Source organism: Sphingomonas sp. 7/4-4 (assembly GCF_027941955.1).
Taxonomy (GTDB): domain Bacteria; phylum Pseudomonadota; class Alphaproteobacteria; order Sphingomonadales; family Sphingomonadaceae; genus Sphingomonas.
In genome coordinates, this window is the sequence record NZ_CP115960.1 from 1,656,102 (window position 1) to 1,672,528 (window position 16,427).

The window sequence follows — 16,427 nt, forward strand, 5'->3', positions numbered from 1 at the left end:
CATTTCGTTTTGGATATGAGGCCTCAACCTGATCTGCCCGGCTCAGGCGGGTTGCAGGTTCACCGCACGCGGTTCCGCAGGCGGCAGGCCGGCGCTCTTTTCCTGCGCCATCAGTTCCTGCTTGCGGGCCAGCATCGCATCCCGCAGCGCGACCAGATCGACATCGGTCTTGCGGCACTGGGCGAACATGCCCTCGCCGCGCATCTCTTCCTCGTGGACATGGTGCTGGATCTCTTCGGAGAGCACCTTGACCTTGGCGTCGTAGAAATCGTCGCCGGGGCTTCCCGCCTCGATGTCGTTGATCAGGATCTTGGCGCCGTCATGCTCGACATAGGCCTCGTCGAGCGTGTCGCCCTCGATCTTGCCTTTGAAAGCGGGATAGAAGATCTCCTCCTCGATCGCGGTATGGATCTTGAGCTCGACGCAGATCTGGTGCGCGAGCTTCTTCTTCGCCGCCGAGGCGCTCGCGCCCTCATATTGTTCGAACAGCTGCTCTACCTTGCGATGATCCGCCTTCAGCAGCGCGATCGCATCGGTATATTCCTGATCCGGCACGACAATTCTCCCTGATGGTTCGAGCGTAGCAAAGCGCCGGCGACCAAGGAGTTCCCGCTGCGAATGAATTTCATTGGATACTGGCCAGCGCCTTGCGGCAATCCTGCGCGCATTCGCGGCACATCTCCGCGCAGAGCCGGCAATGTTCGTGCGCGTGCCTGTCGCATTCCTCCGCGCACGCCTCGCAGGCATGCGCGCAGAGTTCGAGCGTCGCGCGCAGGATCATCGCATTCCGGCCCGTCTGCCGGAGCGTGAGCCGCGATGCCGCCTGGCATATATCCGCGCAATCGAGGCAGACGCGGATGCATTGGCGCATGTCCATGTCCTCCGCCGAGCAGGCATCGGCACAGGAGGTGCACATGGCCGCGCAGAACATCGCATGGCGCGCCGCGGCCGCCAGCGCTTCGTTGACCCGGTCATTCGTAGCGGGATGAAGCGCCGCCATCCTCGCGATCGACATCACGCCGCCGTCCCGCGCTTGCGGCGGGTTTCCCAGCCATTCTTAACAGCGGCCGACCGATCCTGGCTGGCACCACCCTTGCGATTCCGCCTGTCGGTATATTTGTCGTTGTCGCCTTGCGGCATCGGTCGTCTCCGGACTGACTGCGATGCCGTTTGAACTGACATGCCGGCCCCCAGGTTCCTGTGAGCAGACGGAACGTAACCTGTTTTATATCATGACTTTATTCCAGGCGAACCAGCGCGACGGCGATTGGCAGCAGTCGACACCGCCACCGAGAAATGATCGACGACCTCACGGCACAATGCCAGGGAGCGCTTTCACCTTGTCCCAGCTGATCGGGGCATAATGCATGCCGAACACCGTCTCGACGTCCAGCCTTTCGCGCGCGATCAGCTCGGCAACTTCGTCACGATATTGCGGTAGCCAAACGCCGCTCGGCTGCACGCTCATCAGGTCGCTGGTGTAGAGCAGGCGATGTTTGGGCCAATAGACTGCCATCTGGCGCTCGCCGGTGGCCGTATGGAACGGGATCAGCCGCATCGCCGCATCGCCGCTGCCAAGCGTTGCGGCCTGCGCGATGCGCGTGATCCTGGGACGGACAGGTTTGCGCGCGAGGCTGTCCGGCGCGCTGATATGTGGGGCGGCGAGCAGACGTTCGACCAGCGGCACATTGCGATCCAGCAGAGTGAGGGGAACGCCCTGCGCCACGGCTTCGCGCAGACCCGCGATATGCGGCCAGCTGTCCGAGGTCGAGATCACCCGCCGTAATGGTCCAAGCGTGCGGGCGTGGTCGAGGGCTCCTTTGGTAAATCCGCCCGAGATTGGTGCCTCGATCAGCGTCACCCCTCCGCCGACTTCACCACCACCACGTTCCAGGCACCCTGAATCAGAGTGATGCCAGGTGCGGCCTCCACACTGCGGGAGGTGGAGAAAGGAAATCGGCGATCGGGCGCACAGAGCGTTTGGCCGCTGCGATCGTGTCCGCGCTCGCATCGAGCAAGCTGGCGTCAATCCCCGGATCGAAGGCGACGGCATCGACCAGGACCGAGTGTTCGCGCGTGCCGTTCACATCGAACGTCCACTGGCGAGGATAACGGATCCCGTTCGGCTCGAGCGTCCATGCAGCCCATTCGACATGGGTGCGCACATCGCCCCAGGACGACAGGAACATGTCGAGAGGATGCGCACGCACGATGTCGGCCGCGGCGATCAGATGACTTTCGGGGAGCAGATAGAGCCTGACCTGTGCGCCATGATAGCTGAAGTGCAATGTATCGTGCGCGTAGCCGTGGAGCGTGGCGGACGCGCCGCGCTGGAGATCTCCGGCGGCCAGCGCCGTCAGGAGGATACGCTCGGGACCGAGCGCGAGCGACTCCCGGCGGTTGCGACGGCAGCCTGCGACCCGGGAACCCATTTGCCGCCGCGCCAGGCAAGCGCCGCGCCGTCGATGACCAGGCTCGCGGTATCGCTCCATTCGGGATTGACCCACCAGCTCCCGAGATAGCCGCGAGATTTGAGCTGCTGGCGTAGCGCCGGGCTGGTGAAGCGCCGAATCTCGGTCAGGTCGCTGACAGCCTCGAAATAAGGGCCTTCGGGTCGCACAGACTGCTCGATGGCCTGGCGATGGATGATCCCGCGCAGCTCGACAGCCTGAATTGCCTCGAGCTTCGCCCTGCCCCCTGCACGGCCAGCGCCTGTTCGACCAAGGCCGTGGTTGCCGGGGCAGGCGTGGCGCCGAGGGGCGTGGCGGCGGCGATGGCGGACAGGACGAACGAAGCAAGCAGCAAGCGGGGCATGAGATCACCTCGGAGTCGTGTACTGGTTCGATAGATCACCAGTATGCCCGTTCGTAAAGGACGCTGGAGGGCCGCGAACCTTCTGGCGCGGACGAGGAGCACATTCCGGCCGATCTTGGTTCGGTGCCTTAAGGATCCCGGTGGACCCGCTTCAGGAAATCGCGCGTGCGATCGACCGCTTCGGCGAGACTGGTTTCGAGCAGCCAGTGCCCGGCATCGAGCAGATGGAGTTCCGCATCGGGCAAGTCGCGCAGATACGCGCGCGCCGATTCCTCCGGCATATAGCCGTCCTGTGGCCCCCACAGGATCAGTGCCGGTGGCGAATGCTCCCGCAAATAGGCCTGATAGCGCGGAAACCACGCAAGATTGTCCTTGAGGTCGTAGATGATGCCCGCAGCGATCTCCTGACGCCGCTCCGTCATCAGCGCCCAGTGCAGTTCCCAAAGATCGGGCGGTATCCGCTCGGCCAGTTCGGGACGGACGTCGTTCAAAAACTCGTCCTTGAAATGATCCCTTGAGATGGACTCGCGCAATTTGCCGAGCCCTTCGGCCCGTTCCATCTTCCAGATATCCTTGAGCCCGGCATATTTGGCGCCGAGGACATCTTCATAAATATCGCCGTTCTGGATGATGATCGCGGCGACGCGTCCCGGATCGCGCATCGCGAGCCGAAGGCCGATCTGCGAGCCGAAATCGTGGAGATAGAGCGCAAACCGCCCCACGCCCAGCGTATCGGCAAAATCCTCGAGAAAGGAGGCGAAACCGTCGAAATCATAAGCGAAGGCTTCGGGCGTGGCGCTGTAGCCGTTGCCGGGAAAGTCCGGCGCGAGCAGCCGCCAGTCTTCGCCGAGATGGCGCATATAGTCCCTGAATTCGTATGAGGAGCAGGGATAGCCATGGGGAAGCAGCACGACCGGGGCATTCGGCGGCCCGGCTTCTCGATAGAAGATGTCGATACCGCCGACATTCGTCCTGCGATGGAATACGGGAACGGGCATTCCGGCTCCTGGCTGAAATCCGCCGGGAATAACGGCGGAGGCGGAAGGCTGTTCCTTTTGAAATCTGTGTCGGCGGCCACGCAATCCGGCGGTTCTACGCCACGTTTTCTGTAATGCTCAGACATGCTACTCCGACTTCGTTTTCGAGGAGCAATCCAATGCGTAATATTCTCGGAATGCTGACTTTCCTGTCGGCGACGTTATTGGTCCTGTCGCCCGAGGCCGCCCTGGCGCAGCGCGCCGGCACGCTGATCGCAGCCCGGCCCGTTGGTACGGCTCCGCCGGGCATGCGGGCCTGGCGCGTCGAATATTGGACGACGAACGAGCGCGGCCAGCCCATCCAGGTGACCGGCATGGTGATCGCGCCCGATGCGCGGGCGAACGGCGGCCCGCGCCGGGTCATCGCGTGGACGCACGGCCTGGTCGGTATCGCACAGCGGTGCGCGCCGTCATCGGGTGACGGCAACTTCACCGTCATTCCCGGGCTGCAGGACGCGATCGGGCGCGGCTACACCGTCGTGGCCCCCGATTATCCGGGATTGGGCTCCGACGGCGTGCACCCCGTGCTCGTCGGCGAGAGCGAAGGCCGGTCGACGCTCGATGCGGTACGGGCGGCGCGCGGCATTCCCGCGGCCAATGCCGGAACCCGTTTCGCGGTCTGGGGTGAATCGCAGGGCGGGCATGCGGCCTTGTGGACCGGCCAGATCTGGCGGAGCTATGCGCCCGAGCTTCAACTCACGGGAATCACTGCGATCGTTCCGCCGACCGACCTCGCCCGCAATTTTGCCGAGGGCAGCGATCCGCGCGTGCGGGCGCTGCTCACTTCCTACACGGCGACGAGCTGGTCGCGTTACTTCGGCGCGCCGATGACGGATTTCGGCTCGCGTTCGGTCCAGAACGTCATGACGCGGCTTGCCGACAATAATTGCGTCCAGTTCAACGCGAAGCCCAAGCTCGGCACCATCATCGGCATCGCGATCGTGCAACGGGCGATCCGCAAGCTCGACCTGAGCACCAGGAAGCCGTGGGGCCAATTGATGCGCGAAAACAGCCCATCGCCCGCCGCCCTTGCGGTCCCGGTGCTGATCGCGACCGGCACCGGCGATACGATCGTCGCCCCCGCGGTCGTCCGCGATTTCGCCCGGCGCGCCTGCACGCTCCGCAAAACGGTGCGCTTCCTGTCGGTGCAGGGCGGCGAGCATGCCACCGTCGCCCGAACCGAAGCAACCGCGACATTGGATTGGATCGACGCGCGATTCGACGGGCAAAGGGCCCCAAGCAACTGCGGCTCTTTTGATTGCCGGCATCCCCGCTTCCGCGGGGATGCCCTTACCCTAGAAGGTCCCCTGAACGGTCAAGGTGAAGATCGGCCCGACCATCTGGTGCTGGCGCTCGTAAAAGCTCACCGGCGCGGTGCTGCGGCGGCCGGAATAGACGGTGCGGTAGTTGCGGACATGGCCGTCGTTGAGGTTGAAGACCTGAAAATTCACCTTGAGGCCCTTCACGTCCTTCAGCTCGATGAACGCGCTGGTATAGGGGCCCTCCCAGCTCTGGTTGATCTCGTCGAGATAATAAGCGAGCCCGTAATGCTGGAGGGAGATGCCGAGGCCCCAGGCGACCTGTGTCCCGGGAATGTCGTGGCGCAGCGTCACTTCGGCCCAGCGATCACGCGTATTGCTGATCACGCGCTCCTCCCCGGTCAGCGGATCGCGCACCCGGCTCCGTTCGAAGCCGATATCGGCGTCGAGCTTGGCGCCCTTCCAGCCGATCGGCTCGAACTGGATCATGCTGATGCTCTCCATGCCCCAGCGGGTCGCATTGGGCAGATTGCCCACCGCGTCGCCGTCGATGCCGACGGGGATGTGGTCGACGATATCCTCCACCCAGTGCCGGTACAGCTTGAGCCGGGTCTTGCCCCATCGCCCGAGATTGCGGCCGAGCTCGCCGGTCAACTCCCAGCTCTGCGGCGGCACGAGATTGGGATTGGCGTCGTTTTCGCGATCGTTGGTGATGTCCTGGTTGGCGAGGAAGTCATAGAAGCTGATCTGCCCGACCTTGCGCTCGAACTTGAGGCTCGCGTCCCAGCCCGTGGCGGGGCGCCAGGCGAAAGCGGCGCTGCCCTTGGGCCGGAAGAAGCGGCGTGCCGGCTCGGTGCTTCCCAGATCGGCGAGTTCCGAATATTCGGCGCCGCCCGCCAGCTGGAGGTCCAGTTTCGACGATAATGGACGGCTCAGTGCCGCAACGGCCTCATAGCGTTTCTCGACCACCGTCCCGCTGCCCTGCGGAAAAGGGATGTCGGCATAGCTGCCGTCGGACTGCAGACTGGCCAGCGTGCTGATCTGGGCAAGCCGGTTGTCGGCGCGCTCGATCGAGAGGGTCCAGTCGTTGCGGCCGCCCTTCCAGCGATATTCGAGGCGGCCGATCGTCTCGCCGATCTTCGAATCCTGTCCGTAGCGCGTGCCCACGGACGGTGCGCCGCTGTCGAAGTCGGTCCGCTGGTCGTAGGTCGCCGGCGCATGCTCATAGTGGCGCAGGCCGATCAGCTTGAGCCGGCCGCCGCCCAGCGGCACCGAGACGTCGCCGCCGACATCGTACTGGAAACCATGCGTGCGGCGGCGATTGTCCCAGTCGTTGTCGTTGCCATCGATGCGCACGCGGCGCTGGAAATTGTCGCCGCGATTCCAATAGGGTTCGAAAGCGAGGTTGAGATTGGCCCGCACCGGGCCTTCGCCGCCATATTTGAGGATCGCGGAAAGCCGCGCCTGATCGAAGCTGTTCCAATATACTTGGTCGCGCTTCTCGATCACCACCCCGTCCGGCGACAGGATACGATAGTCGTTGCCGCCCATCGCTCCGCGCCCGGGATTGTTGACGAGCGACAGCGTATAGCCGAGCGCGCCGCTGGTCCCGCTATAGTTCACCGATCCGGCTAGCCAGCGCGGCTTGGCGAAATGCGGCCGCAACTGCGGGCTCCAGCTATACGTACCGCTCGCCTTGCGGTCGGCCTTGAGGATCACGTTCGCGACCTGGCCGGTGAGACCGGCGATGCCGAGCGAAGCCGCTTCCTTGATCTCGATGCGCTCCACATCGCCGGCGGGCACCTTCTCCAATTGCGCGGTCGCGCCGCCGCCCGACTTGTCGGTCACGCGCTGGCCGTTGATCAGCACATTCTCCGAAGCCTCGCCCAGCCCGCGCGTGTCGTCCGCGCTGCGAATGGTGAAGCCCGGCACCTGGGTGAGCATGTCATAGGCGGTCCGGGGAGCGAAACGCGCAAAGTCTGCGGGAGTGAATATCTTCGCGCTCGCGGCCGCGGCCTGATCGGTCTGGGCGTTCGCCGAGGCCGGCGCGAGCAGGATCAAGCTCGCCGCCAGCCATTCGCCGGCAAAGTCCCGGCGCGTACGAAGCATCCGGTTCGAAGGTCTCCGGCTCATTTGCCGGCACCCAAATCTTGCGGGCCGACTCCGGCGATCCGCAGCTTGATCAGGTCGCCGGCCTCGATATCCCGCCTCTCCGGGGCGAAAGCGCGGACATATTCGGGTGTGACGTCGAAGATGCGCAGCTGGATCAGCGTCTCGGGGTGAGGCCGCGCAGGCCGAGCGCGCGCATCGACCGCACATAATCGGGCGTGACGCGGTGGATGCGGAAGGCGAGCAGGTTTTCCTGGCCGAGCCCTTCATATCCGAGCGCGGCATAGTCCCGGATCGCTTCCGACGTCACGCCGTGGATCTTGAACGCCACCAGCGTTTCAATCGCGCCGCCTTTGTAGCCCGCTCTGGCGAAGCCGCGCACCAGATCTGCAGTGATGTGGAAGATGCCGAGCTGGACGACTTCGTCGAGAGAGGGTGTCGCCCAGCCTTCGGCACGCAGGCTGTCGAGCACGTCGAGCGACACGCCGCTCATGGTGAGTGCGAAGCTCTGGTCCCTGTCCGGCCGAGCGATGCCGCGCGACGCGAGTCGGTCGGCAAAGGTGGGATCGGGAGTCAGCGCGCAATTGCCGTCGGCACGATGGTCGTGTCCGGTCCCCGCGCATGCAAGCGTGCCGGCCGGACGGATCAGGCGGAACTGGACGGGGCCGCCGCGCTCGAATGCGTCGCGCGTCAGGCCGTCGAGATCGGACAATGGCAGCGACTGGGACCAGTTGTTGCGGTTCTCCCGGCCGGCATTGCGCTCGACGCGCAGCTCGACGTCGGAGCGATCGCCGGGATGCATTTCGAAAGTGAGGCGATCCTGCGCGACGAGCGGGCCGGCGGATGCGCAGCAGGCAAGCAGCATCGCCGCCGAAACGAGTGCGGTACGAAGCATGAGCTATCTCCCTGGATAAAGGCAAAGGGGTGGCGTTCGCCCTGGAGAGGGCGTTCGGGAAGTTCGGGGACGTGAGAAGTTTGCGGAGAAGGCGACGCGGTTACGGGTCGTCGCTATCCTTGTCGGGATCGAAGCCGAGGGCCTTCATGCTCGTCAGCTTGTCGGGCGAAGTGACGCGGATCCCGCGGGCCCTCAGCCTGCGCACATAATCGGGCGTGATGCCGAGGCTGATCATCCCCTGATAATCGTCGATCGAGCCGTTGACCCCGAGCCTGCGCATCGCGCCGATATAGGCAGGTTCGATCCGGAGGGCGCGCGCACTGGTCAGTTCCTCGAAGTCGGATAATCCCGCGGCGCGCATGTCGCGGACATATTCGGGCGTTATGCCCAGCGATCGCGCCTGCATCAGCTGATCGACCGTAAGGCCCGGCAGGCCCGCCTGCGCCATCGAGCGCTTGAATCCGGGCGTGATGCCGAGGGCGCGCATCTCGATGATCTGATCGGCATCGATCTCGGAGTCCGACGCACTGGTTTGTGCGGCCGCGGCGGAGGGAGCAAGCGGGCTTCCCGCCACGCGCGCCGGCGGCGCTGCGACTGCCCCGGCCGATCCCCGGTAATCGAGCGCTGCCGGGCCCGCTGCCGCCACAGCGTGCGGTGATGCGGTCGGTGCCGATGCCGCTGCCGTCGTGCGTGTCGGTTCGGATGCGACCGACGCGGCCTGACTCGGGGCGAACGTCACCGCTGCGAGCGGCGCGGCCATGGTGAGCATGCCCGCGGCAAATCCCGCCACCCACGACTTGCCCGAACGTTGACGCGCAGGGCCGATTTCGAGCACCCGCGCCACACGCCGGTGCAGCGAGTTCTTGGCGGGCGCCACGCCATGCGCGCCGAGCAGCACCCCCGGCATTCGTGGCGCGCGACTCCGATCAGCAGCTCGGCATAATCGGGCCCGTCGATATTGGCCGCGAGCACCGCATCGTCCGCTGCTTCCTCGCGCAGCTGATGCGCTTCGCGCGCCAGCACCCAGGCCAGCGGGTTGAACCAGAAAGCCGCGGTGGCGACGCGGGCGAGCATCAGCTTGGCCCAATCGAGCTGGACGACATGGGCGAGTTCGTGCGCGATGATCGCCTCGGCCTGTTCCGGTGCGCGCGCCGCGGCGTCGCTGAGCAGGATCGTCGGCCGCATCAATCCCCAGCTGATCGGCGAGGCGAGTTCGTCGCTCCGCAGCAAGGCCGTGCCGCTCTTGAAACCCATGCGCCGCTGCGCCCGGGCGAGCGCCGCCAGCCATTCGGGCTCGACCAGCACTTCCGCGCGCGCCCTGAGACCGACCAAACGGAACAATGCCGCGAAGGTGAGGAGGAGCAATGCCGCGGTCGGCAACAGATAGGCGTGCCGCGCCGCCACGATCATGCTGTCGAAGAGCCGCGAAGGCGCTTCCGTGGTCTGGGTCAGCGGTTCGGCCGATGCCCTTGAGATCTGCGATGTCGGCGTCGTCGTCGTAGCCTGCGGTGCCGCGGTGTCACTCTCGACGATGTGCGTCATCGACTCGGGCAGCGGCAACGACAGCGAGGGAAGCGCCAGGCTCGCAAGCGGCAGCGCGACCAATGCGAACAATCCGAGATGCGCGATGGTCGATCGCTCGGCGGCGGATCGGCGACGCGTGAGACGCAGCAGCAACAAAGTCGCGGCGGCGACCAGCAGCGACTTGAGCGCGAGGAGCAGCACGGCCATCGTCATTCTCCTCCGCTCTGGGCCCGCCGCGCGCGGGCGATCATCTGTTCGAGCTCGTCCAGTTCCTTCGCATCGGGCTGCTGCGCCATCCCCAGCAATGCGCTGGCTGCACTGACCGGCGACCCGTTGAAGAAGGTGCGAACAACCTGGCCGAGTGCGGTCCGCCGCGCCTGGCTGTCAGGCAAGGTCGGTGAAAAGACGAACCCCCGCTCGCTCTCTTCGCGGCGCACGAAGCCCTTGTCCTCGAGTCGCTTCAGCATCGCGCGCACCGCCGATCCGGTGAGGCGGTCCGGCAGCGCGTCGCATATATCCGCAACGGTGCGCGATCCCCCTCATAGAGCAGGTCGACGATCTGACGTTCGCGGGGCGGCAATTGCGACAGCATGGCTTACCTCGTTGACTACATTTGTAGCGTGCTACATTTGTAGCGCGAGTGCAAGCGGCAATTTCGGGTTCGTTCTCCGGGCGCATACGGCCACGCTCTCCATCATCCCTTTGCGGATGACGGAGCCGAAGCTTCCAGACCGAATGTTCAAGGATGGTGCGGGCGGTCGGGCTCGAACCGACACTCCGATTAAGGAACGGGATTTTGAGTCCCGCGCGTCTACCAATTTCACCACGCCCGCAAAGCGTTCAGCCGCATAGCGGCGGGGCGAGAGCGCTAGACGAAGGCGGCGCTGCCTGCAAGCCCGCGCCGCCCCTCCGTCGTCTCAGCTGAAGACTTCACCGAGATTGTTGACCCCGGCCGGATCCTTGGGATCGGGGCCGAAGCGATTCGGGCCGCGCGTCCCTTCGAGCAGCATGAACACGAACACGATCAGGCCGCCCACATAGGGAATGAAGTTCAGCAACACGAACCAGCCCGACATGTCGCGATCATGAAAGCGACGAACCTGTACCGCGATCGACGGGACAAGGATCGCCAGATAGGCCAGTCCGAAAATGACGAGGAACGTTGTGCTGAGCATGCCGGATCCGCTGCTGCCGAAGCCGGTGAGCACAAACACCACCGCCATCAGCGCCAGCGCGCACAGAAGAACGAACAATGTGAACATCCAATATTCGAGCCGGCGCGAACGGCCCTGGAAATCGGCGTAACGCTTAAGCGGTAAAAGCATCCACTCCATGATTACTTCCCCTGATTTGCGGGCGCCTGTTCGCGTCCTGCCGTGAGGGAACATGAATGTGCGTGCCCTTGCAACGACAAAATGCCATTCAGCTTCGTGGTGCCTGCCGCCGATAGCTCAGCGCTTCCGCCACATGGATGCGTCCGACGCCCTCGCTGCCCGCAAGATCGGCGATCGTCCGGGCCACGCGCAGCACGCGGGTATAGCCCCGCGCTGACAGCCGCATCGCTTCCGCCGCCTGGGCGAGAAGTTTCCGCCCGGGCTCGTCCGGCGTCGCGAAATCAGTGAGCAGCTCGCCCTCGGCCTCGGCATTGGTGCGCGCGGCCACATCGCGGTAGCGCGCCGTCTGAACTGCGCGTGTGCGAGCGACGCGCGCGCCTACTTCGGCCGATCCTTCCGCCGGCGGTGGCAGCACGAGGTCGGCGGCGGTGACCGGCTGCACTTCGACGTGCAGGTCGATTCGATCGAGCAGCGGCCCCGACACCTTGGCCTGATAATCGGCGGCGCATTTCGGCGCCCGCGCGCACGCTAGCGCGGGATCGCCGAGATGCCCGCAGCGGCACGGGTTCATCGCCGCGATCAGCTGGACCCGCGCCGGAAAGGTGACATGCGCATTGGCCCGCGCGACGCTCACCACGCCCGCCTCGAGCGGCTGGCGCAGCGAGATCGAGCACGGCGCGCTGGAACTCGGGCAGCTCGTCGAGGAACAGCACACCCAGGTGCGCGAGACTCACTTCGCCCGGCTTGACCTTGAGCCCGCCGCCGGTGAGCGCCGCCATCGACGCCGAATGGTGCGGGCTGCGGAACGGCCGTGTCCGCGTCAGCCGCCCGCCCGACAGCGTCCCCGCGACCGACGCCACCATCGAGACTTCGAGCGCCTCGGCCGCGTCGAGCGGCGGCAATATTCCCGGCAGGCACGAAGCGAGCAGCGATTTGCCCGCGCCGGGCGGCCCGACCATGATCATATTGTGCCCGCCCGCGGCCGCGATTTCCAGCGCGCGCTTGGCGGTCTCCTGTCCCTTTACCTGCGCGAGATCCGGGCCATAGCCGGGCGTATCCATCTCGCCCGCGGGTGCCGCGGGCAGCAATTGGTTGCCCTTGAAATGGTTGAGCAGCCCGATCAGGTCGGGCGCCGCGATCACTTCGATCGAGCCGGCCCAGGCCGCCTCCGGCCCTTGCGCCACCGGACAGACCAGCCCCTTGCCCTCTTCCGACGCATGCAGCGCCGCGAGCAGCACTCCCGGCGACGGCGCGACTCGTCCGTCGAGCCCGAGCTCGCCCACCACGATATAGCCCGACAGCGTCTCGGCATCGGCCACGCCCATCGCCGCGAGCAGCGCCAGCGCGATCGGCAGATCGAAATGCGCGCCCTCCTTGGGCAGATCGGCGGGCGAGAGATTGAGGATGATCCGCTTGGGCGGCAGCGCCAGCCCGATCGCGGCGATCGCGGCGCGCACGCGCTCGCGGCTTTCCGCCACCGCCTTGTCGGGCAGCCCGACCACCACGAAGCTGGGCAGTCCCGCGACGAGATTGCACTGCACCTCGACTGCGCGCGCTTCCAGCCCCAGATAGGCCACCGTCGAAACGCTCGCGATCATGCGGTTCCCCCTTGTCCTGTTCTTACCGGCTTTCGTCCGGGATGGAACAGAACTCCTCCGAAACGGCGAGATCGACGATCCGCATCCACGATGCGCCGAAGACCTGCAAATTCCGGCAGGCGATACTTGGCAGCGCCGACCCCCGTTCCCACATCCAGTGTAATGGCGAACTCACACACCCGCCCCTCTCTTCCGCACGATCCTGGTCGTGCTGGGATTCGCGATCATGGCGGCGTCGCCGCTGGTCGGGATCATCCCCGGTCCCGGCGGGATCCTCGTCTTCGCGGCCGGGCTGGTGCTCGTGCTCAAGAATGCGACATGGGCGCGCCGTCACTTCGCGCGGCTCAAGCGGCGCTGGCCGCGCTTCGGCCATTATAGCGACATGGCGCTGCGCCGGCGCAGCTTCCGTCGACGGCAGCAACGTGCCAAGGATGCCGCCGAGGCCGAAGCGGAAGCCGCGCTCCTCGGTTTTCCCGCAGACCCGCGTTGACTTCGGCGACTCACCTCAGTATGGGCACCCGACACGCGGCCGCCCCTGTGGCGGCCCTTTTACGTTCTAGATTCTCGAGGATGAGCGATGAAGCGGACCTTTCAGCCGAGCAACTTGGTGCGTGCGCGCCGGCACGGCTTCCGCAGCCGGATGGCGACCGTCGGCGGCCGCAACGTGATCCGTGCCCGCCGCGCCCGCGGCCGCAAGAAGCTGTCGGCCTAACCGCCGTACCGCTCGCGCGGCTCACCGAGCGCAAGCACTATCTCGCCGCCAATGCGGGGAAGCGGGCACCCATGCCTGGCTTCGTCCTGCTCGTGCGCGCGCGCGACGATGCCGATTCGACGATGCGGATCGGCATTACCGTATCCAAAAAGTCGGCAACGCGGTCGTGCGCAATCGCATGAAGCGCCGCTTCCGCGCGCTCGCGCGTGAGGTCTTGCCCGAATCGGGCATTCCGGGCGCCGATCATGTCCTGATCGGCCGGGGTAGCGGGATCGAGCGCGATTATGCCGATCTCAAGGCCGAGCTGGCCAAGGCATGCGCGAAGCTCGCCAGATGATCGCGCGCCTCTTGATCCTGATCGCGCGGGGCTGGCAGCTCGGTCCCTCGCTCATCCTGCCGCCCAGCTGCCGCTACGCGCCCAGCTGTTCGGCCTATGCAATCGAGGCGCTCCGCCGCTATGGAGCGCTCAAGGGCGGCTGGCTGGCCGCACGGCGCATCCTGCGCTGCCATCCATGGGGCGGGCACGGCTACGATCCCGTGCCATGACGGACTTTCCGGGGACTATTCGGTGAAACACGACCAAAAGAATTTCGTGATCTTTGCAGTGCTGGCCGCACTGATCCTGTTCGGCTGGCCGCAGATCGCGCACTGGATCTTCCCGCAGCAGCAGCCCGCGCCGGTCACGATCGAGGGCGGCAAGACCAAGGTCGTCCCCAATCCCGGCGCCGATCCAGCCGGCGATTCGCCCAAGGCGCTGCGTGATCGCCAGATCGTGCTCGCCGAGACGCCGCGCGTGGCGATCGAAACGCCCAAGCTGCGCGGCTCGATCAACCTCAAGGGCGCGCGCCTCGACGATCTCGTCCTCAGTCAATATGCCGAGACCGTCGCCAAGAATTCGCCGCCCATCCGCCTGCTCTCGCCGAGCGGCGCCAAGGGCGCCTATTTCGCGCAGTTCGGCTGGCAGGGTGCGGGCGTCCAGGCACCTGGCCCGGACACGATCTGGCAGGCGAGCGGCACCAGGCTGACTCCCACCACCCCGGTCACGCTCACTTCGCGGAGCCCGACAGGCCAGCTGTTCCGCATCGAGCTGTCGGTCGATGACAACTACATGTTCAACATCCGCCAGACGGTGGCGAATACCGGCACCACGCCGGTGTCGGTCACGCCGTTCGCACTCGTCTCGCGCGCCGAGCGTTCGGTCGATCCCGATCAATGGGCGGCGCATGTCGGCCCGATCGCAATCTCCCAGGGTGCGGCGAACTACGTCAACTGGAAGGACGTCGAAGGGACGCCGCAGCAATTCAGCACCACCGGCGGCTGGGTCGGCTATACCGATCATTACTGGCTGACCGCATTGGTCCCCGATCAGCGCGTGCCGGTCCAGCTCCAGCAACGCGGCGAATCCTGGAAATCCTATCAGGCCGATTATCGCCTCGCCGAGCCGCTCAACCTCGCGCCGGGCAAGAAGATCACCTATAACAGCCGCTTCTTCGCCGGTGCGAAGGAAGTGAAGCTCCTCGACAAATATCAGGACGAGCTGGGCATCGTGCAGTTCGATCGCGCGATCGACTGGGGCTGGTACGGCATCATCGAACAGCCGATCTTCTATTATCTCGACTGGCTGTTCCGTCTCGTCGGCAATTTCGGCGGCGCGATCATCCTGCTGACGATCACCATCCGCCTGCTGCTCTTCCCGATCGCCCAGCGCCAGTTCGCCTCGATGGCAGCCATGCGCGCGGTGCAGCCCAAGATGAAGGCGCTGCAGGAACGCTACAAGGACGATAAGCAGCGCCAGCAGCAGGAGATCATGAAGCTGTACAAGGAAGAGAAGGTCAATCCGCTCGCCGGCTGCCTTCCGATCGTGATCCAGATCCCGATCATGTTCGCATTGTACAAGGTGCTGCTGCTCACGATCGAAATGCGCCACCAGCCCTTCGTCGGCTGGATCCAGGATCTGTCGGCGCCCGATCCGCTGACTCCGCTCAACCTGTTCGGGCTGCTCGCCTTTACGCCGCCGCACTTCATCGCGATCGGCGTGATTCCGATCCTGCTCGGCATCTCGATGTACTTCCAGTTCAAGCTCAACCCGGCGCCGATGGACGATATGCAGAAGCAGATCTTCAGCATCATGCCGTGGATGATGATGTTCCTGATGGCGCCCTTCGCGGTGGGCCTGCAGGTGTACTGGATCACGTCGAACGTGCTGACGATCGCGCAGCAATGGCTGCTCTACAAGCGGCACCCGTCGCTCAAGGAGCCGGTCAAGAAGGAAGCGAAGGCGAAGTGAGCGGCTTCACCGACGATCAGATCGAGGCCGCGCGAAAGATCTTCGCCGGCCCGATCGCTTTCCTGAAGTCGGCGCCCAAGCTCGAGCATCTGCCGAACCCGGTGGTGCCCGAGGTTGCGTTCGCCGGCCGATCGAACGTGGGCAAGTCGTCGCTGCTCAATGCGCTCGCCAATCGCAACGGCCTGGCGCGCACTTCGAACACGCCGGGGCGCACGCAGGAGCTCAACTTCTTCGACGTCGGCGAGCCGCTCAAATTCCGCCTCGTCGACATGCCCGGCTATGGCTTCGCCAAGGCGCCCAAGGACATGCAGCGCCAGTGGCGCTATCTGGTGAACGACTTCCTGCGCGGCCGCGACGTGCTCAAGCGCGCATTGGTGCTGATCGACTCGCGCCACGGGATCAAGGACGTCGACAACGAGATCCTCGACATGCTCGACAGCGCCGCGGTCAGCTACCGGATCGTCCTGACCAAGACCGACAAGATCAAGGCGACCGAACTCGCCGAGGTCCGCGAACGCACCGAGGCCGAAGCCCGCAAACGCCCCGCCGCACACCCCGATATCATCGCCACCTCGAGCGAGAAGGGCATGGGCCTCCCCGAATTGCGCGCTGCCGTGCTGGAGGCCCTGGGTTGAGCCCAGAGGCGATCGATCGTCTCCGCACCGCCTTGCAGGCGACCCGGCAGTCCTGACAGCTTTGGTGGACGAGGTTCGGGCGGCCGCCAAGGCGGCGCTCGTAGCTTGAGTTGCGCCGCCCCTTTCGCCGCGCCATGCTAGCCGAGGGAAACGATGACCGATGGGGGCTATCGCGCCGACAAGCTGAGACAGGGGTACAATGGCGGAACAGCTATTGATCTTG

General features: G+C 65.3%; 19 protein-coding genes, 1 tRNA gene and 2 pseudogenes. 7 read left to right on the plus strand and 15 right to left on the minus strand.

Annotated features, from left to right (window positions below; translation table 11 throughout):
• Positions 1–42: 42 nt before the first annotated feature.
• The 7 genes from PIB19_RS08325 to PIB19_RS08355 all read right to left on the minus strand — a co-directional run bounded on the left by PIB19_RS08325 (position 43) and on the right by PIB19_RS08355 (position 4,290).
• Complete coding sequence (locus tag PIB19_RS08325; protein ID WP_271240412.1) at positions 43–555, minus strand: hemerythrin domain-containing protein; 513 nt, start codon at positions 553–555, stop codon at positions 43–45.
• A gap of 70 nt (positions 556–625) precedes the next feature.
• Entirely contained in the window at positions 626–1,015 is a 390-nt protein-coding gene (locus PIB19_RS08330; RefSeq protein ID WP_271240413.1) for a four-helix bundle copper-binding protein, read from the minus strand.
• 294 nt (positions 1,016–1,309) lie between these two features.
• A complete protein-coding gene (locus PIB19_RS08335) occupies positions 1,310–1,861 on the minus strand; it encodes a hypothetical protein (RefSeq protein ID WP_271240414.1) in 552 nt (183 codons plus the stop codon).
• Between the two features lie 43 nt (positions 1,862–1,904).
• A complete protein-coding gene (locus PIB19_RS08340; protein WP_271240415.1) occupies positions 1,905–2,432 on the minus strand; it encodes a hypothetical protein in 528 nt (175 codons plus the stop codon).
• Entirely contained in the window at positions 2,357–2,620 is a 264-nt protein-coding gene (locus tag PIB19_RS08345) for a hypothetical protein (RefSeq protein WP_271240416.1), read from the minus strand. The genes PIB19_RS08340 and PIB19_RS08345 overlap by 76 nt, the downstream gene beginning before the upstream one ends.
• Positions 2,621–2,942: 322 nt before the next feature.
• Positions 2,943–3,812 carry an alpha/beta fold hydrolase gene (locus tag PIB19_RS08350; RefSeq protein ID WP_271240417.1) on the minus strand — a complete coding sequence of 290 codons (870 nt, stop codon included), beginning with the start codon at positions 3,810–3,812 and terminating at the stop codon, positions 2,943–2,945.
• Between the two features lie 94 nt (positions 3,813–3,906).
• Positions 3,907–4,290, minus strand: coding sequence for a hypothetical protein (locus PIB19_RS08355; RefSeq protein WP_271240418.1), 384 nt, complete (start codon positions 4,288–4,290; stop codon positions 3,907–3,909).
• Positions 4,291–4,366: 76 nt separating this feature from the next.
• On the opposite strand from PIB19_RS08355, the pseudogene PIB19_RS23590 reads away from it, so the two are divergent.
• A pseudogene (locus PIB19_RS23590) lies at positions 4,367–5,026 on the plus strand (alpha/beta hydrolase family protein); the annotation flags it as partial.
• 120 nt (positions 5,027–5,146) lie between these two features.
• On the opposite strand, the gene PIB19_RS08365 reads toward PIB19_RS23590, so the two are convergent.
• The 8 genes and pseudogenes from PIB19_RS08365 to PIB19_RS08400 form a co-directional block, all read right to left on the minus strand.
• Entirely contained in the window at positions 5,147–7,219 is a 2,073-nt protein-coding gene (locus PIB19_RS08365) for a TonB-dependent receptor plug domain-containing protein (RefSeq protein ID WP_271240420.1), read from the minus strand.
• Between the two features lie 157 nt (positions 7,220–7,376).
• Positions 7,377–8,114 (minus strand): hypothetical protein, encoded by a 738-nt coding sequence (locus PIB19_RS08370; RefSeq protein ID WP_271240421.1) that lies wholly within the window; start codon positions 8,112–8,114, stop codon positions 7,377–7,379.
• Between the two features lie 100 nt (positions 8,115–8,214).
• Positions 8,215–8,874, minus strand: a complete 660-nt coding sequence (locus PIB19_RS08375; RefSeq protein ID WP_271240422.1) for a hypothetical protein — start codon at positions 8,872–8,874, stop codon at positions 8,215–8,217.
• Entirely contained in the window at positions 8,850–9,845 is a 996-nt protein-coding gene (locus PIB19_RS08380; RefSeq protein WP_271240423.1) for a M56 family metallopeptidase, read from the minus strand. Before PIB19_RS08380 ends, PIB19_RS08375 begins: the two co-directional genes overlap by 25 nt.
• A gap of 2 nt (positions 9,846–9,847) precedes the next feature.
• Entirely contained in the window at positions 9,848–10,114 is a 267-nt protein-coding gene (locus PIB19_RS08385; protein WP_271240424.1) for a BlaI/MecI/CopY family transcriptional regulator, read from the minus strand.
• 270 nt (positions 10,115–10,384) lie between these two features.
• Positions 10,385–10,471, minus strand: a tRNA-Leu gene (locus PIB19_RS08390).
• An 84-nt stretch (positions 10,472–10,555) separates the two neighbouring features.
• Complete coding sequence (locus PIB19_RS08395) at positions 10,556–10,972, minus strand: DUF805 domain-containing protein (protein ID WP_271240425.1); 417 nt, start codon at positions 10,970–10,972, stop codon at positions 10,556–10,558.
• 88 nt (positions 10,973–11,060) lie between these two features.
• Positions 11,061–12,570, minus strand: a pseudogene (locus PIB19_RS08400) (YifB family Mg chelatase-like AAA ATPase).
• Between the two features lie 208 nt (positions 12,571–12,778).
• On the opposite strand from PIB19_RS08400, the gene PIB19_RS08405 reads away from it, so the two are divergent.
• The 6 genes from PIB19_RS08405 to yihA all read left to right on the plus strand — a co-directional run bounded on the left by PIB19_RS08405 (position 12,779) and on the right by yihA (position 16,204).
• Entirely contained in the window at positions 12,779–13,060 is a 282-nt protein-coding gene (locus PIB19_RS08405; protein WP_271240426.1) for a hypothetical protein, read from the plus strand.
• An 87-nt stretch (positions 13,061–13,147) separates the two neighbouring features.
• On the plus strand, positions 13,148–13,282 hold the full coding sequence (gene rpmH, locus PIB19_RS08410) for a 50S ribosomal protein L34 (RefSeq protein WP_029724273.1): 135 nt from the start codon (positions 13,148–13,150) through the stop codon (positions 13,280–13,282).
• A gap of 178 nt (positions 13,283–13,460) precedes the next feature.
• Positions 13,461–13,619, plus strand: a complete 159-nt coding sequence (locus PIB19_RS08415; RefSeq protein WP_271240427.1) for a hypothetical protein — start codon at positions 13,461–13,463, stop codon at positions 13,617–13,619.
• On the plus strand, positions 13,616–13,828 hold the full coding sequence (yidD, locus tag PIB19_RS08420; protein ID WP_029724275.1) for a membrane protein insertion efficiency factor YidD: 213 nt from the start codon (positions 13,616–13,618) through the stop codon (positions 13,826–13,828). The genes PIB19_RS08415 and yidD overlap by 4 nt, the downstream gene beginning before the upstream one ends.
• A gap of 22 nt (positions 13,829–13,850) precedes the next feature.
• Entirely contained in the window at positions 13,851–15,569 is a 1,719-nt protein-coding gene (yidC, locus tag PIB19_RS08425; RefSeq protein WP_271240428.1) for a membrane protein insertase YidC, read from the plus strand.
• Complete coding sequence (gene yihA / locus PIB19_RS08430; protein WP_271240429.1) at positions 15,566–16,204, plus strand: ribosome biogenesis GTP-binding protein YihA/YsxC; 639 nt, start codon at positions 15,566–15,568, stop codon at positions 16,202–16,204. The genes yidC and yihA overlap by 4 nt, the downstream gene beginning before the upstream one ends.
• The last annotated feature ends 223 nt before the right edge of the window (positions 16,205–16,427 follow it).

Coding starts and splice junctions, on each gene's coding strand:
- PIB19_RS08330 (WP_271240413.1), bottom strand. CDS start 1,015: ATGTCGATCGCGAGGATGGCGGCGCTTCATCCCGCTACGAATGACCGG.
- PIB19_RS08340 (WP_271240415.1), bottom strand. CDS start 2,432: ATGGGTTCCCGGGTCGCAGGCTGCCGTCGCAACCGCCGGGAGTCGCTC.
- PIB19_RS08350 (WP_271240417.1), bottom strand. CDS start 3,812: ATGCCCGTTCCCGTATTCCATCGCAGGACGAATGTCGGCGGTATCGAC.
- PIB19_RS08355 (WP_271240418.1), bottom strand. CDS start 4,290: ATGACGGTGAAGTTGCCGTCACCCGATGACGGCGCGCACCGCTGTGCG.
- PIB19_RS08365 (WP_271240420.1), bottom strand. CDS start 7,219: ATGCTTCGTACGCGCCGGGACTTTGCCGGCGAATGGCTGGCGGCGAGC.
- PIB19_RS08370 (WP_271240421.1), bottom strand. CDS start 8,114: ATGCTTCGTACCGCACTCGTTTCGGCGGCGATGCTGCTTGCCTGCTGC.
- PIB19_RS08375 (WP_271240422.1), bottom strand. CDS start 8,874: ATGGCCGCGCCGCTCGCAGCGGTGACGTTCGCCCCGAGTCAGGCCGCG.
- PIB19_RS08380 (WP_271240423.1), bottom strand. CDS start 9,845: ATGGCCGTGCTGCTCCTCGCGCTCAAGTCGCTGCTGGTCGCCGCCGCG.
- PIB19_RS08395 (WP_271240425.1), bottom strand. CDS start 10,972: ATGGAGTGGATGCTTTTACCGCTTAAGCGTTACGCCGATTTCCAGGGC.
- rpmH (WP_029724273.1), top strand. CDS start 13,148: ATGAAGCGGACCTTTCAGCCGAGCAACTTGGTGCGTGCGCGCCGGCAC.
- PIB19_RS08415 (WP_271240427.1), top strand. CDS start 13,461: ATGAAGCGCCGCTTCCGCGCGCTCGCGCGTGAGGTCTTGCCCGAATCG.
- yidD (WP_029724275.1), top strand. CDS start 13,616: ATGATCGCGCGCCTCTTGATCCTGATCGCGCGGGGCTGGCAGCTCGGT.